Annotated in this window: 11 protein-coding genes and 1 pseudogene; 8 read left to right on the forward strand and 4 right to left on the reverse strand. The window is 70.8% G+C overall.

The window, feature by feature from the left end:
- Positions 1–23: 23 nt before the first annotated feature.
- A complete protein-coding gene (locus tag ACLLJJ_RS39115; protein ID WP_434599506.1) occupies positions 24–398 on the reverse strand; it encodes a DUF779 domain-containing protein in 375 nt (124 codons plus the stop codon).
- A gap of 181 nt (positions 399–579) precedes the next feature.
- Between ACLLJJ_RS39115 and ACLLJJ_RS39120 the strand changes: the two genes are divergently transcribed.
- The 3 genes from ACLLJJ_RS39120 to ACLLJJ_RS39130 all read left to right on the forward strand — a co-directional run bounded on the left by ACLLJJ_RS39120 (position 580) and on the right by ACLLJJ_RS39130 (position 7,539).
- A complete protein-coding gene (locus tag ACLLJJ_RS39120) occupies positions 580–3,285 on the forward strand; it encodes a SpoIIE family protein phosphatase (protein ID WP_434599507.1) in 2,706 nt (901 codons plus the stop codon).
- A 57-nt stretch (positions 3,286–3,342) separates the two neighbouring features.
- Positions 3,343–5,874: a SpoIIE family protein phosphatase gene (locus ACLLJJ_RS39125; RefSeq protein WP_434599509.1), complete on the forward strand. Its 2,532-nt coding sequence runs from the start codon at positions 3,343–3,345 to the stop codon at positions 5,872–5,874.
- Positions 5,875–5,979: 105 nt separating this feature from the next.
- Positions 5,980–7,539: an MFS transporter gene (locus tag ACLLJJ_RS39130; RefSeq protein ID WP_434599510.1), complete on the forward strand. Its 1,560-nt coding sequence runs from the start codon at positions 5,980–5,982 to the stop codon at positions 7,537–7,539.
- Positions 7,540–7,542: 3 nt separating this feature from the next.
- Here the strand turns inward: ACLLJJ_RS39130 and ACLLJJ_RS39135 are convergent, their stop codons facing one another.
- Both ACLLJJ_RS39135 and ACLLJJ_RS39140 read right to left on the reverse strand, forming a co-directional pair.
- The gene (locus tag ACLLJJ_RS39135; RefSeq protein WP_434599511.1) at positions 7,543–7,935 is read right to left on the reverse strand and encodes a hypothetical protein; all 393 of its coding nucleotides are present in this window, start codon (positions 7,933–7,935) and stop codon (positions 7,543–7,545) included.
- Between the two features lie 191 nt (positions 7,936–8,126).
- Positions 8,127–9,907, reverse strand: a pseudogene (locus ACLLJJ_RS39140) (chitinase).
- A gap of 477 nt (positions 9,908–10,384) precedes the next feature.
- Here ACLLJJ_RS39140 and ACLLJJ_RS39145 point away from each other — a divergent pair.
- The 3 genes from ACLLJJ_RS39145 to ACLLJJ_RS39155 all read left to right on the forward strand — a co-directional run bounded on the left by ACLLJJ_RS39145 (position 10,385) and on the right by ACLLJJ_RS39155 (position 15,119).
- Positions 10,385–11,932, forward strand: a complete 1,548-nt coding sequence (locus tag ACLLJJ_RS39145) for a DUF4331 domain-containing protein (protein ID WP_434599512.1) — start codon at positions 10,385–10,387, stop codon at positions 11,930–11,932.
- Positions 11,933–12,036: 104 nt separating this feature from the next.
- Positions 12,037–13,422, forward strand: a complete 1,386-nt coding sequence (locus ACLLJJ_RS39150; RefSeq protein ID WP_434599514.1) for a tetratricopeptide repeat protein — start codon at positions 12,037–12,039, stop codon at positions 13,420–13,422.
- A complete protein-coding gene (locus tag ACLLJJ_RS39155; RefSeq protein WP_434599515.1) occupies positions 13,419–15,119 on the forward strand; it encodes an urease accessory protein UreH domain-containing protein in 1,701 nt (566 codons plus the stop codon). The genes ACLLJJ_RS39150 and ACLLJJ_RS39155 overlap by 4 nt, the downstream gene beginning before the upstream one ends.
- 56 nt (positions 15,120–15,175) lie before the next feature.
- Here the strand turns inward: ACLLJJ_RS39155 and ACLLJJ_RS39160 are convergent, their stop codons facing one another.
- Entirely contained in the window at positions 15,176–16,513 is a 1,338-nt protein-coding gene (locus tag ACLLJJ_RS39160) for a S1 family peptidase (protein ID WP_434599516.1), read from the reverse strand.
- A gap of 398 nt (positions 16,514–16,911) precedes the next feature.
- Here ACLLJJ_RS39160 and ACLLJJ_RS39165 point away from each other — a divergent pair, with 398 nt between their 5' ends.
- Positions 16,912–18,102, forward strand: a complete 1,191-nt coding sequence (locus ACLLJJ_RS39165; RefSeq protein WP_434599517.1) for a PP2C family protein-serine/threonine phosphatase — start codon at positions 16,912–16,914, stop codon at positions 18,100–18,102.
- A gap of 141 nt (positions 18,103–18,243) precedes the next feature.
- Positions 18,244–18,759: a MarR family winged helix-turn-helix transcriptional regulator gene (locus ACLLJJ_RS39170; protein WP_434599518.1), complete on the forward strand. Its 516-nt coding sequence runs from the start codon at positions 18,244–18,246 to the stop codon at positions 18,757–18,759.
- Positions 18,760–18,813 lie beyond the last annotated feature (54 nt).

Genomic DNA, 18,813 nt, shown 5'->3' on the forward strand with positions numbered 1-18,813 from the left:
CCGCGACCGGCGGCGGGGGTGCGTCAGATCAGCCGGGACCTGATAAGGAACCGCACCCCCTCCGGGGCCTCCAGCGAGAAGCCGCTGCCGCGCCCCTCGACGACATCGACGATCAGCCGGGTGTGCCGCCAGGCCTCGTACTGGGGGACCGACATCCAGAACGGGACGTCCTCGTCGACACCGTCGAAGGCGATCGATTCCAGCAGGACGTCGGAGCCGCCCGTACGGAACTCGCCCGCCGGATAGCACATGGGCGCGCTGCCGTCGCAGCAACCGCCCGACTGGTGGAACATCAAAGGGCCGTGGGCCGCTCGCAGGGTGCGCACCAGAGCGGCTGCCGCACCGGTGAACTCCACGCGTGGCGGATCGGTCGTCGGCCCGCTCTCAGGTTCGTACACGTCTGGTCCCTCTCGGCCGGCCAAAAGGATGTGGTGGCCCAGCCGACTCCCCACAAGGTTGCGATGCGGTTGCATGCCCTGCGGCTCGCATCGGGACAAATCATCCCTGTCCCTCCCATCCGCCAACGCAACGCCTGCCACACGGTTCGCCCGGCGTCTGCGGAAGGTGTAAGAAGAGGACATGGCCGCACGCAACGGCCGCCGGCGCTCGGTTTTGAGGATGAGAACCCTCGCCGGCCAGGTCTTCCTCCTGCAGTTCGCGATCGTGGTGCTGCTCGTCGCCGCCGCCATGGCCGCGCTCGTGCTGCAGTCCCGGGCCGACAGCGAGCGAGAGGCCCGCAACCGGTCGGTCGCCGTCGCCGAGACCTTCGCGAACGCGCCCGGCATCGAGGAAGCTCTGGAGAGCCCCGACCCGACCAAGGTGCTCCAGCCCCGGGCCGAAGAGGCCCGTAAACGTTCCGAGGTCGACTTCATCGTCGTACTGAACCCGGACGGCATCCGCTACACCCACCCACTGACCGACCGGATCGGCAAGAAGTTCGTCGGCGATGTGAAGCCCGCGCTGGCCGGCGGCGTCGTCACCGAGAAGATCACCGGGACCATCGGCCCCCTCGTGCAGGCCGTCGTGCCGGTCGTCGGCCGTGACGGCACCGTCGTGGGCCTGGTGTCCGCCGGGATCACCATCGAGCGCGTGAGCGGTGTGGTCGAGGACCAGTTCCCGCTGCTGTTCGGCTCCGCCGGGGCGATCCTGCTCCTGACCATGGGCGGCACGGCGCTGGTGAGCAGGCGGCTGCGCCGCCAGACCCGCGGCCTCGGCCCCACCGAGATGACCCGGATGTACGACCACCACGACGCTGTCCTGCACGCCGTGCGGGAGGGGGTGCTCATTGTCGGCGGCGACGCCCGACTGCTGCTCGCCAACGACGAGGCCCGCCGGCTGCTCGGGCTGCCGGCCGACATCGAAGGGCGGGCGGTCACCGAACTGGGGCTCGATCCGCTCATCACCGCGCTGCTGGTCTCCGGGAGGATCGCGACCGACGAAGTGCACCCCGTCGGCGACCGCCTGCTCGCCCTCAACCAGCGCTCGACGGACCAGGGCGGCGGACCGGCCGGCAGCGTCACGACTTTGCGCGACACCACCGAGCTCCAGGCACTCACCGGCACCGTCGACCTGACCAGGGGGCGCCTGAAGCTGCTGTACGACGCCGGGACCGAGATCGGCACCACCCTCGACGTCGTACGCACCTGCGAGGAACTGGCCGAATTCGCCGCGGCCCGCTTCGCCGACTTCGCCACCGTCGACGTCATGGAGACGGTGCTGCGGGGCGAGGAGCCGACACCCATGAGCGCGGGCGTCGAGATGCGCCGTACCGCCTTCAGCGGCGCCCCCGGGGACACCGGGCTCTACCCGCTCGATTCGGTGATCCGCTTCGTGTCGACCACCCCCATGGGATCCGGCCTGCTCAGTGGCGAGGCGGTCCTCGAAGCGGATCTGGCGACCTTCTCCGGCTGGCAGCAGCAGCACCCCGAACGGGCCCGGCAACTGGTCGAGTACGGAATCCACTCGATGATCGCGGTCCCGCTGCGCGCGCGGGGCGTGATCCTGGGCGTGGCGATGCTCTGGCGCTCGGCGAAGCCCGAGCCGTTCGAGGAGGAGGACCTGTCGCTCGCCGAGGAAATGGTCTCCCGCGCGGCGGTGAGCATCGACAACGCCCGCCGCTACACCCGGGAACACACCATGGCGGTGACCCTCCAGCGCAGCCTGCTGCCGCGCGTCCTTCCCGAGCAGAACGCCATCGACGTCGCCTACCGGTACCTGCCCGCGCACGCGGGACGCGGCGGGCTCGGCGGGGTCGGCGGGGACTGGTTCGACATCATCCCGCTGCCCGGCGCCCGTGTCGCGCTCGTGGTCGGCGACGTGGTGGGCCACGGGCTGCACGCCGCCGCCACCATGGGGCGGCTGCGCACGGCGGTGCACAACTTCTCCACCCTGGACCTGCCGCCCGACGAACTCCTCTGGCACCTCGACGAACTGGTCGCCCGGATCGACCAGGACGAGGCGGTCGACAGCGCCGGAGCAGGAGTCACCGGCGCCACCTGCCTCTACACCATCTACGATCCGGCGACCGGACGCTGCACCATGGCGCGGGCCGGCCACCCCCAGCCGGTGATCGTCCATCCGGACGGCACCGTGATATTCGCCGATGTACCCGGAGGCCCACCGCTGGGGCTCGGCGGCCTGCCCTTCGAGACCCTGCAGGTGCAGCTGCCCGAAGGCAGCCGTCTGGTGCTCTACACGGACGGGCTCGTCGAGGGCCCGCACCGCGACATCGAGGAGGGGCTGACCCTGCTGCGCCGCACCCTCGCCGACCACGCCGAGCGGGCCCCCGAGGAGACCTGCGAGGCGGTCCTGAGCGCTCTCGTGCCCGAGCGCGCCCGGGACGACATCGCGCTGCTCGTCGGCCGCACCCGCAGGCTGGACGCCGCGGACGTGGCCGACTGGGACGTACCCTCCGACCCCGCGGCGGTGTCCCGGGTACGGGCCGACGTGTCCCGCAAGCTGGCCGAGTGGGGCCTGTCGGACGAGGCATTCACCACCGAGCTGATCCTCAGCGAGCTCGTCACCAACGCCATCCGCTACGCCACCGGCCCCATCCGCGTACGGCTGATCCATGACCGCTCGCTGACCTGCGAGGTCTCCGACCACAGCAGCACCTCGCCGCATCTGCGCCAGGCGGCCACCATGGACGAGGGGGGCCGCGGGCTGTTCCTCGTCGCCCAGTTCGCCGCCCGGTGGGGGACCCGCTACATCGCCGACGGCAAGGTCATCTGGACGGAACAGACGCTGCCGGCCGTCCCGGAGCCGGACGGCCCGGCCGGCCCGTGACCGTCGACGCGGCGCCGCTGAGTCGCGCGTCGCGCCACCCGTGAGCATCCTGGGGGAGTGACCTGGTACGGCGTGACCCGGCCCACCCCCCATGGCGATCTGGGGGCTGCCGACGGCGAAGCGGACGGCGGACGGGTACCGGACGAGCTGTCCCTGGTGCTCGCGCAGGCCGTGGTGAGCGCGACCGAGTCCGCCGGAGGGTACGCCGGCGGTGTCTATCTGCACTCCCGGACACCGGGCCTGCTGCGGCTGGCGGTGCTCGCGGGGCTGCCGGGCCGGCTGTTCCGCCCCTGGTGGCGCATGCATGTGAATCGACCGTTCCCGGTCGCCGCGGCCTACCGCTCGGGCCGCCCGGTGTACCTCGCCGACGCCGAGGAGGCCATGCGGCGCTTCCCGCAGCTGATGGCCGGCCTGCCGTTCCCCTTCGGGTCGATGTACGTGCCGATCGTCAGCGGCCACGACCGGGTGGGGGTCCTGGTGGTGCTGCGCCCGGCCACCCCGGGGGAGCCGGTCGCCCCGCCCGACCGGCACCGGCTCCAGCACGTCGCCCAGCGGCTCGGCGCCGCCCTCGCGGCACTGGAAACCGACGGTACGGCGGCCGAGTGGGACGGCGATCCACTGCCCGTGCAGCTGCCGGCCGTTACCGCCATGCCGGTACGGATCGGCCACTTCGACTGGGACCTCGACAGCGGTGCCGTGACCGCGGACGAGGAGCTGCACGCGATCCTCGGCGGCGGCCCCACGGACTTCCCGGGCACCATCGACGCCCTGGCGGAGCGGCTGGCACCGGAGGACGTCTACGGACTGTGGGCCCTGGCCAGGCAGGCGGTCGGATCGGAGGCGCCGGTCGTACGCAGAATGCGGCTGCGCGGACCCGACGGCCGGTCGCACCTGCTGGAGCTCACGGGCCGCTGGGCCCACTCGCCCGGCGGCGGCCCCGACGGCGGCGCGGCGAGTCACCTGACCGGCTTCCTGGTGGACCTCGGCGCGGGTCCGATCATCGCGGAGGCCGCCGACCGGCTCCCGCGGGGCATCTTCTCGCTGGACCGGCTCGGCCGGATCACCTACGTCAACCATTTGGCGGAGCAGCTCCTCGGACGCGCACGCGAGGAGCTCGTCGGCCGCGTCCTGTGGGAGGTCCTGCCGTGGTTCGGGCACCCCGCCTACGAGGACCACCACCGCGCGGCGCTGCTCTCCGACGCGCCCGTGCACTTCCTGGCCCGACGCACCCCCAAGGAGTGGCTGTCGGTGTCCATGTACCCGGGCCACGAGGGGGTGACGATCACGCTCGCCGCCACCGATCGCCCCGCCTACGCGCCGGGGTCGGTCGTCACGCCGGGGGTGGGGCTGGGTTCCCCGGCCGACCGGTCCGCCGCGCTGTACCGGCCGGTCGCCCTGGCCATCGCACTGACGGAGGCCGTCACCGCCCGCCAGGTGTCCGCCGTGGTCACCGAGGAACTGCTGCCCGCCTTCGGTGGCCGGCAGCTGGCGATCTACCTGATGAGCGAGCGACATCTCTACCTGGCGTGGGAGACCGGTTTTCCACAGGGCTTCCTGGACCGCTTCGACGGGGTCGGCCTCGACGCCCACATCCCCGGCGTGGAGACACTGACCTCGGGCCGCCCCATCTTCTTCGAGTCCATGGAGCGCCTGGCCGCCGCCTACCCTGGCATCCCCATCGACGCCGATGTCGGCGCCCGGGCCTTCCTCCCGCTGATCGCCTCCGGACGGCCCGTCGGGACGTGCATCCTCGGCTTCGACCAGCCGCGGGGCTTCAGCCCCGAGGAGCGCACGGTCCTCACGGCCCTCGCGGGGCTCATCGCGCAGGCCCTCCAGCGGGCCCAGCGCTACGACACCGAGGCCGCCCTGGCCCGTGGCCTGCAGGACGCCCTGCTGCCGCACCGGCTGCCCGTGATCGAAGGCGTCGACACCGTCGGACGCTACCTCTCGGGCACCCAGGGCATGGACATCGGTGGCGACTGGTACGACGTCGTCGAAACCGGCCGGGGCCCGGCCCTGGTCATCGGGGACGTCCAGGGGCACGGCATCCCGGCAGCCGCGACCATGGGCCAACTGCGCAGCGCCGTACGTGCCTTCGCGCTGAGCGGGCACGATCCGCAAGAGGTGATGAGCGGCACCAACCGGCTGCTCATCGACCTCGACCCCGGCCAGTTCGCCAGTTGCTGCTACATCGTCCTCGACCCCGCGACCGGTATCACGCAGGCCGTCCGGGCCGGGCATCCGCAGCCCGTGCTGCGCCACCCCGACGGCACGGTCGAAGTGCTCGATCTGCCCGGCGGCATCGTGCTCGGGGTGGACGCCACGGCGTCCTACCCGGTCACCGAACTGCGTCTCGCCCCCGGCGCGATGCTGGCCCTGTTCACCGACGGACTGGTCGAGCAGGCGGGAGTGGACATCGACCTGGGCATCGAGTGGCTGCGCAGCACGATCGACTCCGTGGCCCCGGCGTCGCTCGCCGACATCGCGGACCGGGTGATCGGGGAGGCGAAGCGGGCGGCCGACCGCCCCGACGACATCGCGCTCCTCCTCGCCGCCCGCTGGGCGGACGGGCTTCCCCCGGCGTCGTAGCGCCGCGCCCGACCCCGTTGATCGATTGGCGGGGCCGGACGGCCGGGCTTAGCGTCGATGGAGTGAACGATCGCGTTCACTGCCGAGTGGAGACGAGAGCACCCCATGACGGGATCTCATCGGACCCCTGTGAAGACCGCCGACACACCTGGGCGGGGCAGCGGTGTCGCACTTCTCGTCATCGCCTCGTGCCAGCTGATGGTGGTCCTCGACATCACCATCGTGAACATCGCCCTTCCGCACATCCAGACCTCGCTGGGCTTCTCCACCGAGAATCTGTCCTGGGTGGTCAACGCCTACACGCTGACCTTCGGTGGTCTGCTGCTGCTCGGCGGGCGACTGGGCGACATCCTCGGCCGTCGCCGCATCTTCATCTTCGGCGTGCTGCTCTTCGTCTTCGCCTCGCTGCTCGGCGGTCTCTCCCAGGAGTCGTGGCAGTTGCTCGCGGCGCGCTCCCTGCAGGGCGTCGGCGGCGCCATCGCTTCGCCCACCGCCCTCGCGCTGATCACCACGACCTTCCGTGAAGGACCCGAGCGCAACAGGGCGTTCGGGGTGTTCGCCGCCGTCTCGGCCGGCGGCAGCGCGATCGGTCTGTTGGCGGGCGGGCTGCTCGTGGAATGGCTCGACTGGCGCTGGATCCTCTTCGTCAACGTGCCCATCGGTCTGCTGATCGCGGTGGTGACGCCCCGGTACATCCGGGAGTCGGAACGCCGCTCGGGGCATTTCGACATCACCGGCGCGCTCACCTCCACCCTGGGCATGGTGCTGCTCGTCTACGGCTTCATCCGCGCCTCGGAGGACGGCTGGAGCGACAGTGTGACCCTCGCGTCGTTCGTGGCGGCCGTGCTGCTCCTCGCCGTGTTCATCGTGAACGAGAGCCGGTCGAAGCAGCCGATCACCCCTCTGTGGATGTTCCGCGACCGCAACCGCGCCGGTGTCTACGCGATGATGCTGTGCCTGGCCGCGGCGATGTTCGGGATGTTCTTCTTCCTGACGCTCTTCGTGCAGAACATCCTGGACTTCAGTCCGCTGCGGGCCGGTCTCGCCTTCCTGCCGGTGAGCGTGATCATCGCCATCGGTGCGGGACTCACCTCGCAACTGCTGCCCAAGTGGGGGCCCAAGCCCTTCATGGTGACGGGCGCGGTCCTGGCGGCGGCGGGACTCGGCTGGTTGACGCTGACCGATGTCAACAGCTCGTACCAGGGCGGCATCCTCGGACCGATGCTGGTCTTCGGTCTCGGTATGGGCATGCAGTTCGTGTCCCTGACGCTGATGGCCGTGTCGGGTGTCTCGCCGAGCGACTCGGGCGCGGCCTCCGGAATCCTCAACGCCACCCAGCAGGTGGGTGGTTCGCTCGGTCTGTCCATCCTGGTCACGGTCTTCGGCACGGCCAGTCGCAACGAGGCGACCGCTCAGGTCCGCGGGTTCATGGCGGACGCGACCCCGGCCCAGCGGCTGGAGTTCCGCAGGACCGGACAGCTTCCGGCGCAGTGGGGCGACCAGGTGCTGGCGTCGGGTGTGTCGAGCGCTTTCGTGGTCGCCGCCATTTTCGCCGTCGTCGCCGCGCTGGTCGCCCTGCTGGTCATCCAGGTGCGCCCCGACGACCTGGAGCGTCTCCAGGGCGGCGGGGCGCACGACGCCCCTGCAAAGGGTCCGGGTGCCTAGGATCTACGGCTGGGCGATGAAGTAGTCGATGACCACACCGATGGGACTGGTCCAGTCGATGTGCACACGTACGGAGATCACCCCGTTCTCGGGGGCGACGTTGTAGACGAGGTAGCGCGCGTTGCCGACGAACTTGCCGCCGCTCGCGGTCGGCCCCTCACTGACCGCCACGAAGACGCGGGTGCTGGCGGTGTACGCGGAGGACGTGAGGTCGAAGCGTACGAACCCGTTCCACAGGCCCCAGTTGTGCCGGTAGGTGTAGCCGAAGCCCGAGAGGTCCTCGGGTCGTACGCCTTCCACGGCCCGGCCGATCGGGACGATCGCGGATTCCTCCAGCTTCGCTTCGGTGATCTGCTCAGGGCCCTGCTCGATGTTGCCCTCGGGTGCGTAGGACATGGTGGAGTCCCCCCTTGTCGCGTTCTGGTCGAAGAGTTCCGGTTCCGTCGTGTCCCCGGGCCCGGGGGGTGACACCGAACCTCCTGCCGTCACGGCCGGCCGTCAATACGCTTCGGTGCGCAGTACGCGCGACCGCGTCACTTTTCGGCCGACCGGAGACGCTCATCGCCTGTCGTGACTCGGGGGGCGGCTCACCCGAAGTACGCGTCGAAGTTCCTTGAGAACTCCCACTGGTTGAAGCGGTCCCAGTTGATCGACCAGGTCATCAGACCGCGCAGCGCCGGCCAGGTGCCGTGTGTCTGGTAGGAGCCGCAGTTGGTCTTCTTGGTCAGGCAGTCCAGAGCCTTGTTCACCTCGGCGGGTGAGGTGTGACCGTTGCCCGCCTGGGTCGAGGCCGGCAGACCGATCGCGACCTGCTCGGGACGGAGGGCCGGGAAGGCCTTGGCCTGGTCACCGGCGACCGGGAAGCCGGTCAGCAGCATGTCGGTCATGGCGATGTGGAAGTCCGCGCCGCCCATGGAGTGGTACTGATTGTCCAGTCCCATGATGGAACCCGAGTTGTAGTCCTGGACGTGCAGCAGTGTGAGGTCGTCGCGCAGGGCGTGGATGACCGGAAGGTACGCGCCGGCCCGCGGATCCTGGCCGCCCCAGGGGCCTGATCCGTAGTACTGGTAGCCGAGCTGTACGAAGAACGTCTCTGGGGCCATGGTGAGTACGAAGTCGGAGCCGTACTTGGCCTTGAGCGTCTTGACGGCCGAGATCAGGTTGACGATCACCGGTGACTTGGGTGCGCGGAAGTCGGTGTCGCCGGTGTTCAGCGAAAGGGAGTGGCCCTCGAAGTCGATGTCGAGGCCGTCCAGACCGTACTCGTCGATGATCTTGGAGACGGAGGAGACGAGGTGTCACGAGCGGCCGTACTGGCAAGCTGCACCTGACCGTTGGCGCCGCCGATGGAGATCAGCACCTTCTTGCCGGCGGCCTGCTTGGCCTTGATGGCTGCCTTGAAGTCCGCGGCCGACTCCACGCCGGGGCACTCGGCTGCCGGGCAGAGGCTGAACCGGATGTCGCCCGAGGTCACCGAAGTCGGCTCGCCGAAAGCCAGGTTGATGACATCCCAGGAGGCGGGCACATCGGCCATCCGCGTGTAGCCGGAACCGTTGGCGAAGCTCGAATGCAGATAGCCGACCAGGGCGTGGGCGGGCAGATCGCCACCGTTGCCGCCGCCGCCCGCCGCGGTGGTCGCGCTCACCGCCGCCGACTTCGCGGACTCGCCGGCCGTGTTGACCGCGGAGACCTGGAAGCTGTACGCGGTGGAGGGGGTGAGTCCCGTGACGGTGGCCGATGTCCCGCTCGCCGTCTGGGTCTTCGCGCCATTGCGGTAGATGTTGTACGACGAAGCGCCCGACGCGGCGGACCAGCTCAGCGGTACCGAGGTGGAGCCGGGGCTGCCGGCGGTCAGACCCGTGGGGGCCGCGGGCACCTGGACGGGGTCGCCGCCCGGCCCGAGCAGGGAGAGGTCGTCCGCGTAGTAGGCGGGGGTGCCGTACCAGCCGTGGGTGTAGACCGTCACCGAGGTGGTCGAGGGGCCCGTGCGGAACGTGGTGGTCAGCTTCTGCCAGCTCGGCGCCGAACCGGTCCAGGTGGAGACGTCGGTGGTGCCGGTGTTGGAGGCGCCGAGGTAGACGTAACTCCCCTGCACCCAACCGCTGAGAGTGTAGGCGGAGTTCGGCTTGACGGTGATCGTCTGGGAGCACTTGGCGTTGTCGCTGCCGACCGGGGTGGCCTTGAGTGCGGACGTACCGCTGTGGGCGGGGGAGCCGACGGCGGCTCCGCTGCCTCCCGTACAACTCCAGCCGTCGAGGCCTGCCTCGAAACCGCCGTTGCGGGCGAGTTCGGTGTCGGCCGCTCCTGCGGGAGACGCGGTGGCGGCAAGTCCGCCGAGGGCGAGGCAGGCCGCCGACAGGGCGGCCATAAGTCTGGTGCGGTCCACAACTGCCTCCGGGGCGTGGGGGAATGGTGCGCTCAAGATGGTCCAGACCAATATGGTTGTCAAGGCATCGCGCGCACGACTGCCGTTTCGCACACCCCGGGCGGTGAACACCGCCCCGTCGCCACCCGTATATCTGGGCGGCTGCCGACTGCTGCCAGTCGGGAGCGGGCGTCACGGTCGGCGCGTACGACTGCGCGGGCTGCCCGTACACATCCGCCGGCGGCCTCGCTCCGGTGCGCCCACCGAGGCAGACCCCGAGCGCCGCGCTGCCCGGGGCGATGGGGCTCGGCTACACCTCGGGAACCGCGGCCGTCGACCGCCTGGTCGCCCGGGTCTGACACACCTCACGCAGCAGCCGCGCGACCGACTGCCGAAAGACCGAACAAGACGGCTGCGGCGCACGTACTTGACTTACAAGCGAGCCGGAACCGATGGCACGACGGACCAAGGACGGACGAGATGACTGCAATCACCAGAACTGGGCGGACCGGGCGAGGGCGCGGGAGTGTCGCCCTGCTCGCCTGCGGTGCGCTGGCCGCCGCCGGGCTCGCAGCCGCCGGTGTGGCCGTGTTGGAGCCGCAGAGTGCCACTGCCTCCAGCCACCGGGAGGCACCACTTATCTCGGGACAGCCCCAGTTCGACAACGCGGACGTCTACGCGTTCGTCAGCCCCGATCACCCCGACACGACGACGGTGGTGGCGAACTGGCTGCCGTTCCAGGAACCGGCGGGCGGCCCGAACTTCTACACGTTCGCCACCGACGCCCGCTACGACATACACATCGACAGTGACGGCGACGCGCAGGACGACCTGCTGTACCGGTTCACGTTCAAGGACCACCGTAAGAACGAGAACACCTTCCTCTACAACACAGGAGCGGTGGAGAGCCTCGACGATCCGGACCTCAACTTCACGCAGACCTACGACATCGAGCTGCTGCGGCTCGAACACAACGAGGCCGTGTCGACACACAAGGTCGCCGAGAGCCTGCCGGTCGCCCCGTCGAACGTGGGCAAGGCATCGATGCCCGACTACCAGGCGCTGCGCGACCACGCCGTGCAGAAGGTCCCCGGCGGGCTGAAGTCCTTCGCGGGCCAGGCCGACGATCCGTTCTTCCTCGACCTGCGCGTCTTCGACCTGCTGTACGGCGGGGACCTCTCGGAGGTCGGGAACGACACCATCAAGGGCTACAACGTCAACACCATCGCCCTGCAGGTGCCGAACACCTACATCCAGGAGTCGAAGGAGCAGCCCGTCGTCGGCATCTACTCGACGACGGAGCGCGAGAACGCCGAGGGCGACTGGACGCGGGTGTCGCGGCTCGGCATGCCGCTGGTCAACGAGGTCGTCAACCCGGTCAAGGACAAGGACAAGTTCAACGCGTCCTCACCCGAGGGCGACGGGGACTTCCTGAAGAACGTCACCGAACCCGAACTGCCCAAGCTCATCGAGGGCATCTACAAGATCAAGGCACCCGCGGAGCCGCGCGACGACCTCGTCGGGGTGTTCCTGACCGGTGTCAAGGACCTCAACCAGCCGCCGAACGTCAAGGCGTCGGAGATGCTGCGTCTCAACACCGCCGTCAAGCCGGTCGCCGAGCCGAAGCGTCTCGGTGTGCTGGACGGCGACACCGCGGGCTTCCCGAACGGACGCCGGCTGACGGACGACGTGCTGGACATCGCACTGCAGGTCGTCGAGGGCGAACTCGTCGGCTCGAAGAACGACCTGGGTGACGCGGTCGACGCCAACGACAAGGAGTTCGGCGCGGCCTTCCCGTACGTCGCCCTGCCCACCGCCGGCTCCGACACCGAAGCGGCCGGCAAGGGCACCAAGTCCGATGCCACGGGGCTGACCGGCGGCATGTCCTCGATCACCGCCTCCTGGGACGACAACACGGTGATGCTCGTCTCGGCGGCCTCCGGCGCCACAGGTGTGCTGCTGGTCGTCGTCGGCGTGACCTGGCTGCGCTCCCGCCGGCACCCCGCCCGCAAGTCCTGGCTCGGCTGACCACGGACCGCCGGCCGTCGGGTCCCTGCCGACGGTCGGCCATGTGAGCCCCCGAACCAGGCCGGGCAGGCCACCGGCACGATCCCCGAGAGAGGCGAGATTCGATGCTCGTACGGAAGCCGCAGTTCCTGCGACGTCGTGAAGGAGGCGAGGGGCCGGGGCAGTGGCGGACCGTGGCGGTCGTGGCGGTGGCAGCGGCGCTGACCGCCACGTCCGTGGCCATCGGGGCGGACCGCGACCCGGACCGGTCCGGCTCGGCCGCGCCCGTCGTCGCGGCGGACGTGGCCGGCGGCCAGCTGGCTTCGGGGGATCTCGCGCACGGCATCACCACCCTGCAGAAGCACCTCAAGGCACAGCCCAAGGACGCCACCGGGTGGGCGACCCTGGGCGCGGCCTACGTCGAGCAGGCGCGGACCAGCGGTGACCCGACGCGGTACCCGCAGGCGGAGAAGGCGTTCGGGCGCTCGCTGAGGCTGCGGCCCGTCGACGAGAACGACGCGGCGCTCGCCGGGCGCGCGGCACTGGCCGCCGCCCGGCACGACTTCAAGGCGGCGCTCGGTCACGCCGACCGGGCGCTGCGAGTGAACCCGTACAGCGAGCGGGCGCTGTCCAGCCGCGTCGACGCCCTGGTCGAACTCGGCCGCTACGACGAGGCGTTGCGCGCGGTGAAGCTCGCCGACTGGCGGCGCCCCGGCATCCCGGTCTCCACGCGGTACGCGTACGTACTGGAGCTGCGCGGCGACGCGAAGGGCGCCCGGCGGGTGCTGCTGCGTGCGCTGGACTCCGCGTTCAGCCCCGCCGATATCGCCTACGTCGCCACCTCGCTCGGCCAATTGGCCTGGACCCAGGGCGAGTACGGGCCGGCGCTGGGGCACTTCGGGAAGGCGTTGCGTGCCGACCCGCGGTATGTGCCGGCGCTGGAGGGGCGTGGGCGTACCTACGCCGCACAGGGCGCGTCGAAACGAGCGCTGAGTGATCTCGAAGAGGTCGTGCGGCGCTACCCGCTGCCGGGCCGGCTCGCCGCCCTCGGCGAACTGCGCGAGGCGGGCGGGCAGCGTGAGAAGGCTGCGGAACAGTACGAACTCATCGGTGCCTGGACCCGGTTGGCCCGCGCCAACGGCGTCGCCACCGACCTGGAGTCCGCTCTAGTCGAGGCCGATCACGGCGACGCCGCCCAGGCGTTGAAGTCTGCGCGCTCCGAATGGTCCCGGCGCAGGAGCGTCCACACCGCGGACGCGCTCGGCTGGGCGCTCCACGCGAACGGCAAGCACCGCGAGGCGCTGACCTACGCGAAGAAGGCGACCGCACCGTCGCCCGGCTTCCGCAACGCCTCGTTCCTCTTCCACCGGGGCATGATCGAGCGCGCCCTCGACGACGACAAGGCCGCGCGCCGGGACCTGGCCGCCGCACTCGCGCTGAACCCGGGCTTCTCACCCACCGGGGCCCGCGAAGCCAAGGCCGCGCTGTCCGAAATTCGGAGGACCTCTTGAATCGCCGTGCCGTCGCTTCGGCCGTCGCCACGCTCGCCGCCGGAGCGGCCCTCGCGCTGCTCCCCGCCCAGGCCGCGCAGGCGCACCCCTTGGGTAACTTCACCGTCAACCAGTACGACGGCCTGGTCGTCGCTCCGGGGAAGCTGGATGTGGACCATGTGGAAGATCTGGCGGAGATTCCGGCCGCGCAGCAGAGGAAGAGCGTCGACGCGGACGGCGACGACCGGCTGGCACCGGCCGAGCTGTCGGCATGGGCCCGGGCTCGATGCGACGGGGCGGCTCGGGACGCCCGGGTCGAGGTCGCAGAAGGCCGGGCCATACCCCTGTCGGTGGGGGAGTCAGGAGCGCAGGCGCTTCCCGGGCAGGCCGGGTTGCAGACACTGCGTGTCACCTGCGAGCTGACGGCGCCTCTCCCGCGTGACGAGGAGACACGGCTCCACTACCGCCCGGCGGGTGCGGCGACCGGGCCGGGGTGGCGGGAGATCACCGCGCGCGGCGACCGGATGACGCTCGCGGCTTCGGACGTGCCGCAGAAGTCGGTTTCCAGGCGGCTGACGACCTACCCCGGCGATCTGCTCTCCTCGCCGCCGGAGCTTCGCTCGGCGGGGTTCACGGCGCGGACCGGCGGCCCGGCGCTCGCCGGGAGCCGGGACGGCAGGGGCGGCTCACCGACAGCGGGCGTGCTGCCGCGCGGCGCCGACCGCTGGGCGCAGTCCCTGACCGCGCTGGTCGCCCGGCACGAACTGACCCTGGGCTTCGCGGCGCTCGCCCTCGGCGCCTCCCTGGTGCTGGGGGCCATGCACGCCCTGGCCCCCGGGCACGGCAAGACGATGATGGCGGCAGCCGCCACGGCGGGCGGCCACAGCTCGCTGCGCGATGTCCTGACCTTGGGCGCTTCGGTGACGCTCACTCACACCCTGGGCGTCTTCGCCCTCGGCGCCCTGATCACCGCGGGCTCGGCGGCGGCGCCCACCGTGGTGTCGTGGCTGGGCATCGCGAGCGGAACCCTGGTGGCGGGCGCGGGGGCGATGCTGCTGCGCAGGGCGTGGCGGCGGCGTCATGGCGCGCACGGTCACAGCCACAACGGCGGGCACGAACACGGCCACGGCCACGGGCCGGGCCACCTTCATGGGCATGGCCACGAACACGGCCACCCACACGAGTCCGGGCACGCCGAGGAGGCCGGCGTCACGTACGAAGAAGAGCGGGTGCCGGTTCTCGTGGCCGCACACTCGGGCGAGCAGCCTCCGGAGGGCCACTCGCACACGCACAGCCCCGTCCACGCGGCTGATCACCGCCACGAGCGGCCGGCCGCCCGAACGCGGCCCGAGCCCCATCACCACAGCCATGTTCCGCCCGCCCCCGGCCTGCGCGGAGTCGTCCTCCTCGGCTTCGCGGGCGGGCTGGTCCCGAGTCCGTCCGCGGTCGTGGTCCTGGTCGGCGCGGCTGCCCTCGGTCAGGCGTGGTTCGGATTCCTGCTGGTTCTGGCGTACGGCGCCGGGCTGGCCCTCACCCTCACGGCAGCCGGGTTCGCCGCGGTGCGCCTGCGGGAGAGCGCCACGCGCAGGCCGGCGCGGCGTCCGCAGGGCCAAGTCTTGGCGCTGGCACACCGGTTGGCCCCGTTCGGCACGGCCGCCGTGGTTTTCGTGCTGGGATGCGGATTGCTGCTCAGAGGAGCAGCGGCGACGCTGGGCTGAAACAGCCGTGGGGCCCTCATCGGAGGGCCCCACGCACGTGTTCCCGGCGGTGGAGCTCAGCTCCAGTTCCGGGAGTAGTGCCTGCGGTAGCTCCTGCGGTCGTGCGCCGCCCGGATCCAGTGGGTGGCCATCAGTACCAGGACACTCGCGGCGATGACCAGCAGCCCCGGTGCGAGAGTCCGGCTGCTGAGGATGCCGGCCGTCAGGGTCGGCCCCTCCGAGGCGCCCGGTACGGAGGCTCCGCCGGCGGGCGGTGGCACGGTCGCCGCGCCACGGTCGACTTCGGCGGATGTGGTGGCACCGGTCACGCGCACCCCGAGAGCCGCGATGGCGGTGGTCGCCGGCTGGAAGTAGGTGAGACCGCCGTTGGTGCAGTCGCCGTTGCCGCCCGAGGTCACGCCGAGTGCGAGCCCCTGGGAGAACAGCGGGCCGCCGCTGTCCCCCTGTTCGGCGCAGACCGTCGTCTCGATCAGTCCGGTCACCGTGCCCTCGGGGTAGTTCACCGTCGCGTTGAGTGCGGTCACCCGGCCCGAGCGCACCCCCGTGGTGCTGCCGCTGCGGAAGACCTGCTGGCCGACGACAGGATCGACGGCGGCGGTGATCCGTACCGCCCGGCCGTCACCGATGTCCACCACGCCCCGCGCCTGGGAGGCGTCGCCGTTCTCGTACTCGACGAGGGAGAAGTCACTGCCGGGGAACTTGCCCGCCGTGGTGGTGCCGACCCGTTCGGTGCCCTGCGTGTCACCGAACCAGGTGGTGCCGAGCGAGCCGCAATGCCCGGCCGTGAGGATGAAGTTGCGCCGGCCGTCGGTGACGTTGAACCCGGCGGAGCAGCGCCCGCTGCGGGCGAAGACCGCGGCGCCGCCATTGAGCCGGGTGGTGAACGGCTCCGCGGTCCGTTGCATGTCCACGAAACCGCCGATGCCTTCGGCGATGCGGGACATACGGGACCAGTCCCCGGCGGACACGGTGCTGTCGGCGCGCACCGCGATCTCGTTGGACGCGTAGTCCATCGCCCACGCAGTGCCGGGCACCCGGGGCGCGGCGCGCAGCGCGTCGGTGGCCGAACGGAGCCGGTCCATGCTGTGGCGGACGACCTTGGCGCGGGCGCCGGCCCGGTCGACCGCGGCCGCGGCGTCGGCGTCGGTCACCGCGACGACCGGGCGCCCGTCGGTGCCGATCCAACTGCCCGCGGTCCTGGACGCGCCGAGCCGGGAGACGAGATCCGCACCCAGGTCCGCGGGCCGGGAGCCGGCCCCGGCGTCTCCTTGGGCGGACGGCTCGCCGCTCGAACCGCCCGCCATGGCGGTCGTCGTCATCAGCCCGCCACAGAGGAGTCCGCCGACAGCTGCCAGCCGCGCGACCCTCTGGAGGCTGCGTCGTGCGTGCCTCATCCGTCACCTCAAATTCGATCCGACACGGCGCCGGTGGCGCGCGGGGCCCACGGAACGCGATGCCCTCCTTCCATACGTGCAGGCCTGTGGCCCTGTTCACCGCCGGTACCGCACCGGGGCCGGGAACGAATCCGGGTGTCGATGTCCGGAAGGGGGACTCGGCGCCCGTTCGCCGGGCGACCAAGGTTGCCCGCTCGCGGTGGGACGTCGGGATAGAGTAGATATTTGCCGTGTGGCAATGATTTGTGCGGCGCTGCGGCCGTAGGCCCTCGGCACGTTCAGTCGCATTCGGCGAGCGATCACCTCACACGCTGTCACTTCTCAGGCTTCCGCCTCACACGTTTCTGTCATACGTATCGCGGTGCTGCCGTATTTCCCCCGACCGCTCTCTCGACGAAATGGCCCTCACCGTGACTGACTTCCTGGCCGTGGAGCGTGCCGTGCGCGCTGCCGCACCCCATGCGCTCCTCGACACGGTGCGAGCCGCACTGATCGAGAACTACGAAGCCGTCGAGGTCAGCCTCCTGCTGGCCGACTACAGCCTCACCGTGCTGCGGCCGGTGACCACCCTGCCTGACGCCGAGCAGTCCCTGTCCGTGCAGTCCAGTCCGGAAGGGCGTGCCTTCGGCAGTCAGGAGCCGTTCGGTCAGTACGCGGCCGGTGACGGCGCGGTCGATCTGCACCTGCCCGTGACGGTCCGCGGAGACAGACTCGGGATCCTGACGGTCCGGCTGCCCCCACACAGACGCACGCCCGAGACCGTCGCGGAACTCACCGAGCTGGCCGAGCTGCTCGGGCATGAAATCGTCGTCGCCGAGCGGGACACCGATCTGTACCTGCAGGCCAGGCGTGCCAGCCGGCTCACCCTGGCGGCGGAGATGCAGTGGCAACTGCTGCCCGCCCGAGCCTGCACGCGCCCGGAGTACGCCATCGGGGCCCAACTGGAGCCCGCGTACGACATTCACGGTGACAACTTCGACTGGTCCACCAACGGCGAGAACCTCACGCTCAGCATCACCAACGGGATGGGGGAGGGGATCCAGGCATCGCTCCTCACGAACCTGGCCGTCAACGCCCTGCGCAACGCCCGCAGATCCGGTATCGGCATCGTCGACCAGGCGGCGCTGACCGACCAGGCCATCTACGGGCAGTATCACGGCGAGGAGTACGTCTCCACGCTGCTGTTGTCCTTCGAGCTGGCCACCGGACGCGTACAGGTCGTCGACGCGGGATCGCCGCAACTGTGGCTCCAGCGGGACAAGTCCGTGGGGCACATCGATTTCGAGGCGCAGCTTCCCCTGGGCATGTTCGAGGAATCCGCCTACGCCGCCCAGGAATTCCAGGCGCTGCCCGGCGACCGACTGATCTTCGTCAGCGACGGTGTCTACGCGGCGATGTCCCGCGCCGGAGAGGCCTACGGGGAGAAGGCGCTGTCCCGCGCCATCCAGGCCGTCGGCCTCCTGCCGGCCGCTGCGGTGCCGCGCGCGATCCTCCAGGAACTGGCCTCGTACCGCGACGCGGATGCCGACGACGACGCGCTGATCGTGTGCGTGGACTGGTCGGGTCGCCCTGCGGCGGACCCGAGCTGAACCCGGGGCCTGGCCCCTGAGCGGTCCGGCCATGCAGGTCAGCGGGTATGGCGGGCCGGGGGAGTCCTGCCGCCCCGGGCGCTGCGGGAGGACGGCGGTCGGCAGCTGACAAAGCACTCTCCCGGGTGAGAGAGTGGTGCTATGCCCCGCGCTCTGCATCCCGCCAACCATGAACAGCTGGCTCACGCCACATTCGCGGTGTCGGAACTTTTGCAGCTGCTGTGGAGCCGTGGCCAGGAGGCCGCGCCCTCCGGGCCCGTGTCGCCTTCGCAGATGCGTGCGCTGACCATCCTCGAAGGGCAGGAGGGGGTCAACCTCCGCACCCTGGGTGACGCGCTCGGCTCGCGGCCGTCGTCCGTGAGCCGCCTGTGCGACCGGCTGGAGGCAGCAGGCCTCCTGGAGCGTTACCCCAGCTCGACGAGCCGCCGAGAGATCGAGGTGCGGCTGAGCCGACGCGGAGGCACTCTCCTCGAAGAATTCCGTACCTTCCGGGTGCGCGAGGTCGAATCGGTGCTGCAGGAGATGACTCCGTCGAAGCTCGCCGCACTCGCCGAGGGAATTGAAGCCTTCCAGGCCGCCGCCTCCGCCCGTATCGGCCTGCCTGTTGAGCTTCCTGCTGAGGCAGCCGACGGAGTGCGCGCCGCGGACATCGCCTGACTCACCCGCTCACGCCGCCGGAACGCCGTCTCGTGCGGGGCGCGACGAAGCCGT

It is taken from the genome of Streptomyces sp. A5-4 (assembly GCF_051131715.1).
In the GTDB taxonomy this organism is placed as follows: Bacteria; Actinomycetota; Actinomycetes; order Streptomycetales; family Streptomycetaceae; genus Streptomyces.

What these genes read in the sequence shown, in the direction of transcription:
- ACLLJJ_RS39120 (WP_434599507.1), top strand. Translation starts at nt 580, where the DNA reads ATGGCCGCACGCAACGGCCGCCGGCGCTCGGTTTTGAGGATGAGAACC.
- ACLLJJ_RS39130 (WP_434599510.1), top strand. Translation starts at nt 5,980, where the DNA reads ATGACGGGATCTCATCGGACCCCTGTGAAGACCGCCGACACACCTGGG.
- ACLLJJ_RS39135 (WP_434599511.1), bottom strand. Translation starts at nt 7,935, where the DNA reads ATGTCCTACGCACCCGAGGGCAACATCGAGCAGGGCCCTGAGCAGATC.
- ACLLJJ_RS39145 (WP_434599512.1), top strand. Translation starts at nt 10,385, where the DNA reads ATGACTGCAATCACCAGAACTGGGCGGACCGGGCGAGGGCGCGGGAGT.
- ACLLJJ_RS39150 (WP_434599514.1), top strand. Translation starts at nt 12,037, where the DNA reads ATGCTCGTACGGAAGCCGCAGTTCCTGCGACGTCGTGAAGGAGGCGAG.
- ACLLJJ_RS39160 (WP_434599516.1), bottom strand. Translation starts at nt 16,513, where the DNA reads ATGAGGCACGCACGACGCAGCCTCCAGAGGGTCGCGCGGCTGGCAGCT.
- ACLLJJ_RS39165 (WP_434599517.1), top strand. Translation starts at nt 16,912, where the DNA reads ATGGCCCTCACCGTGACTGACTTCCTGGCCGTGGAGCGTGCCGTGCGC.
- ACLLJJ_RS39170 (WP_434599518.1), top strand. Translation starts at nt 18,244, where the DNA reads ATGCCCCGCGCTCTGCATCCCGCCAACCATGAACAGCTGGCTCACGCC.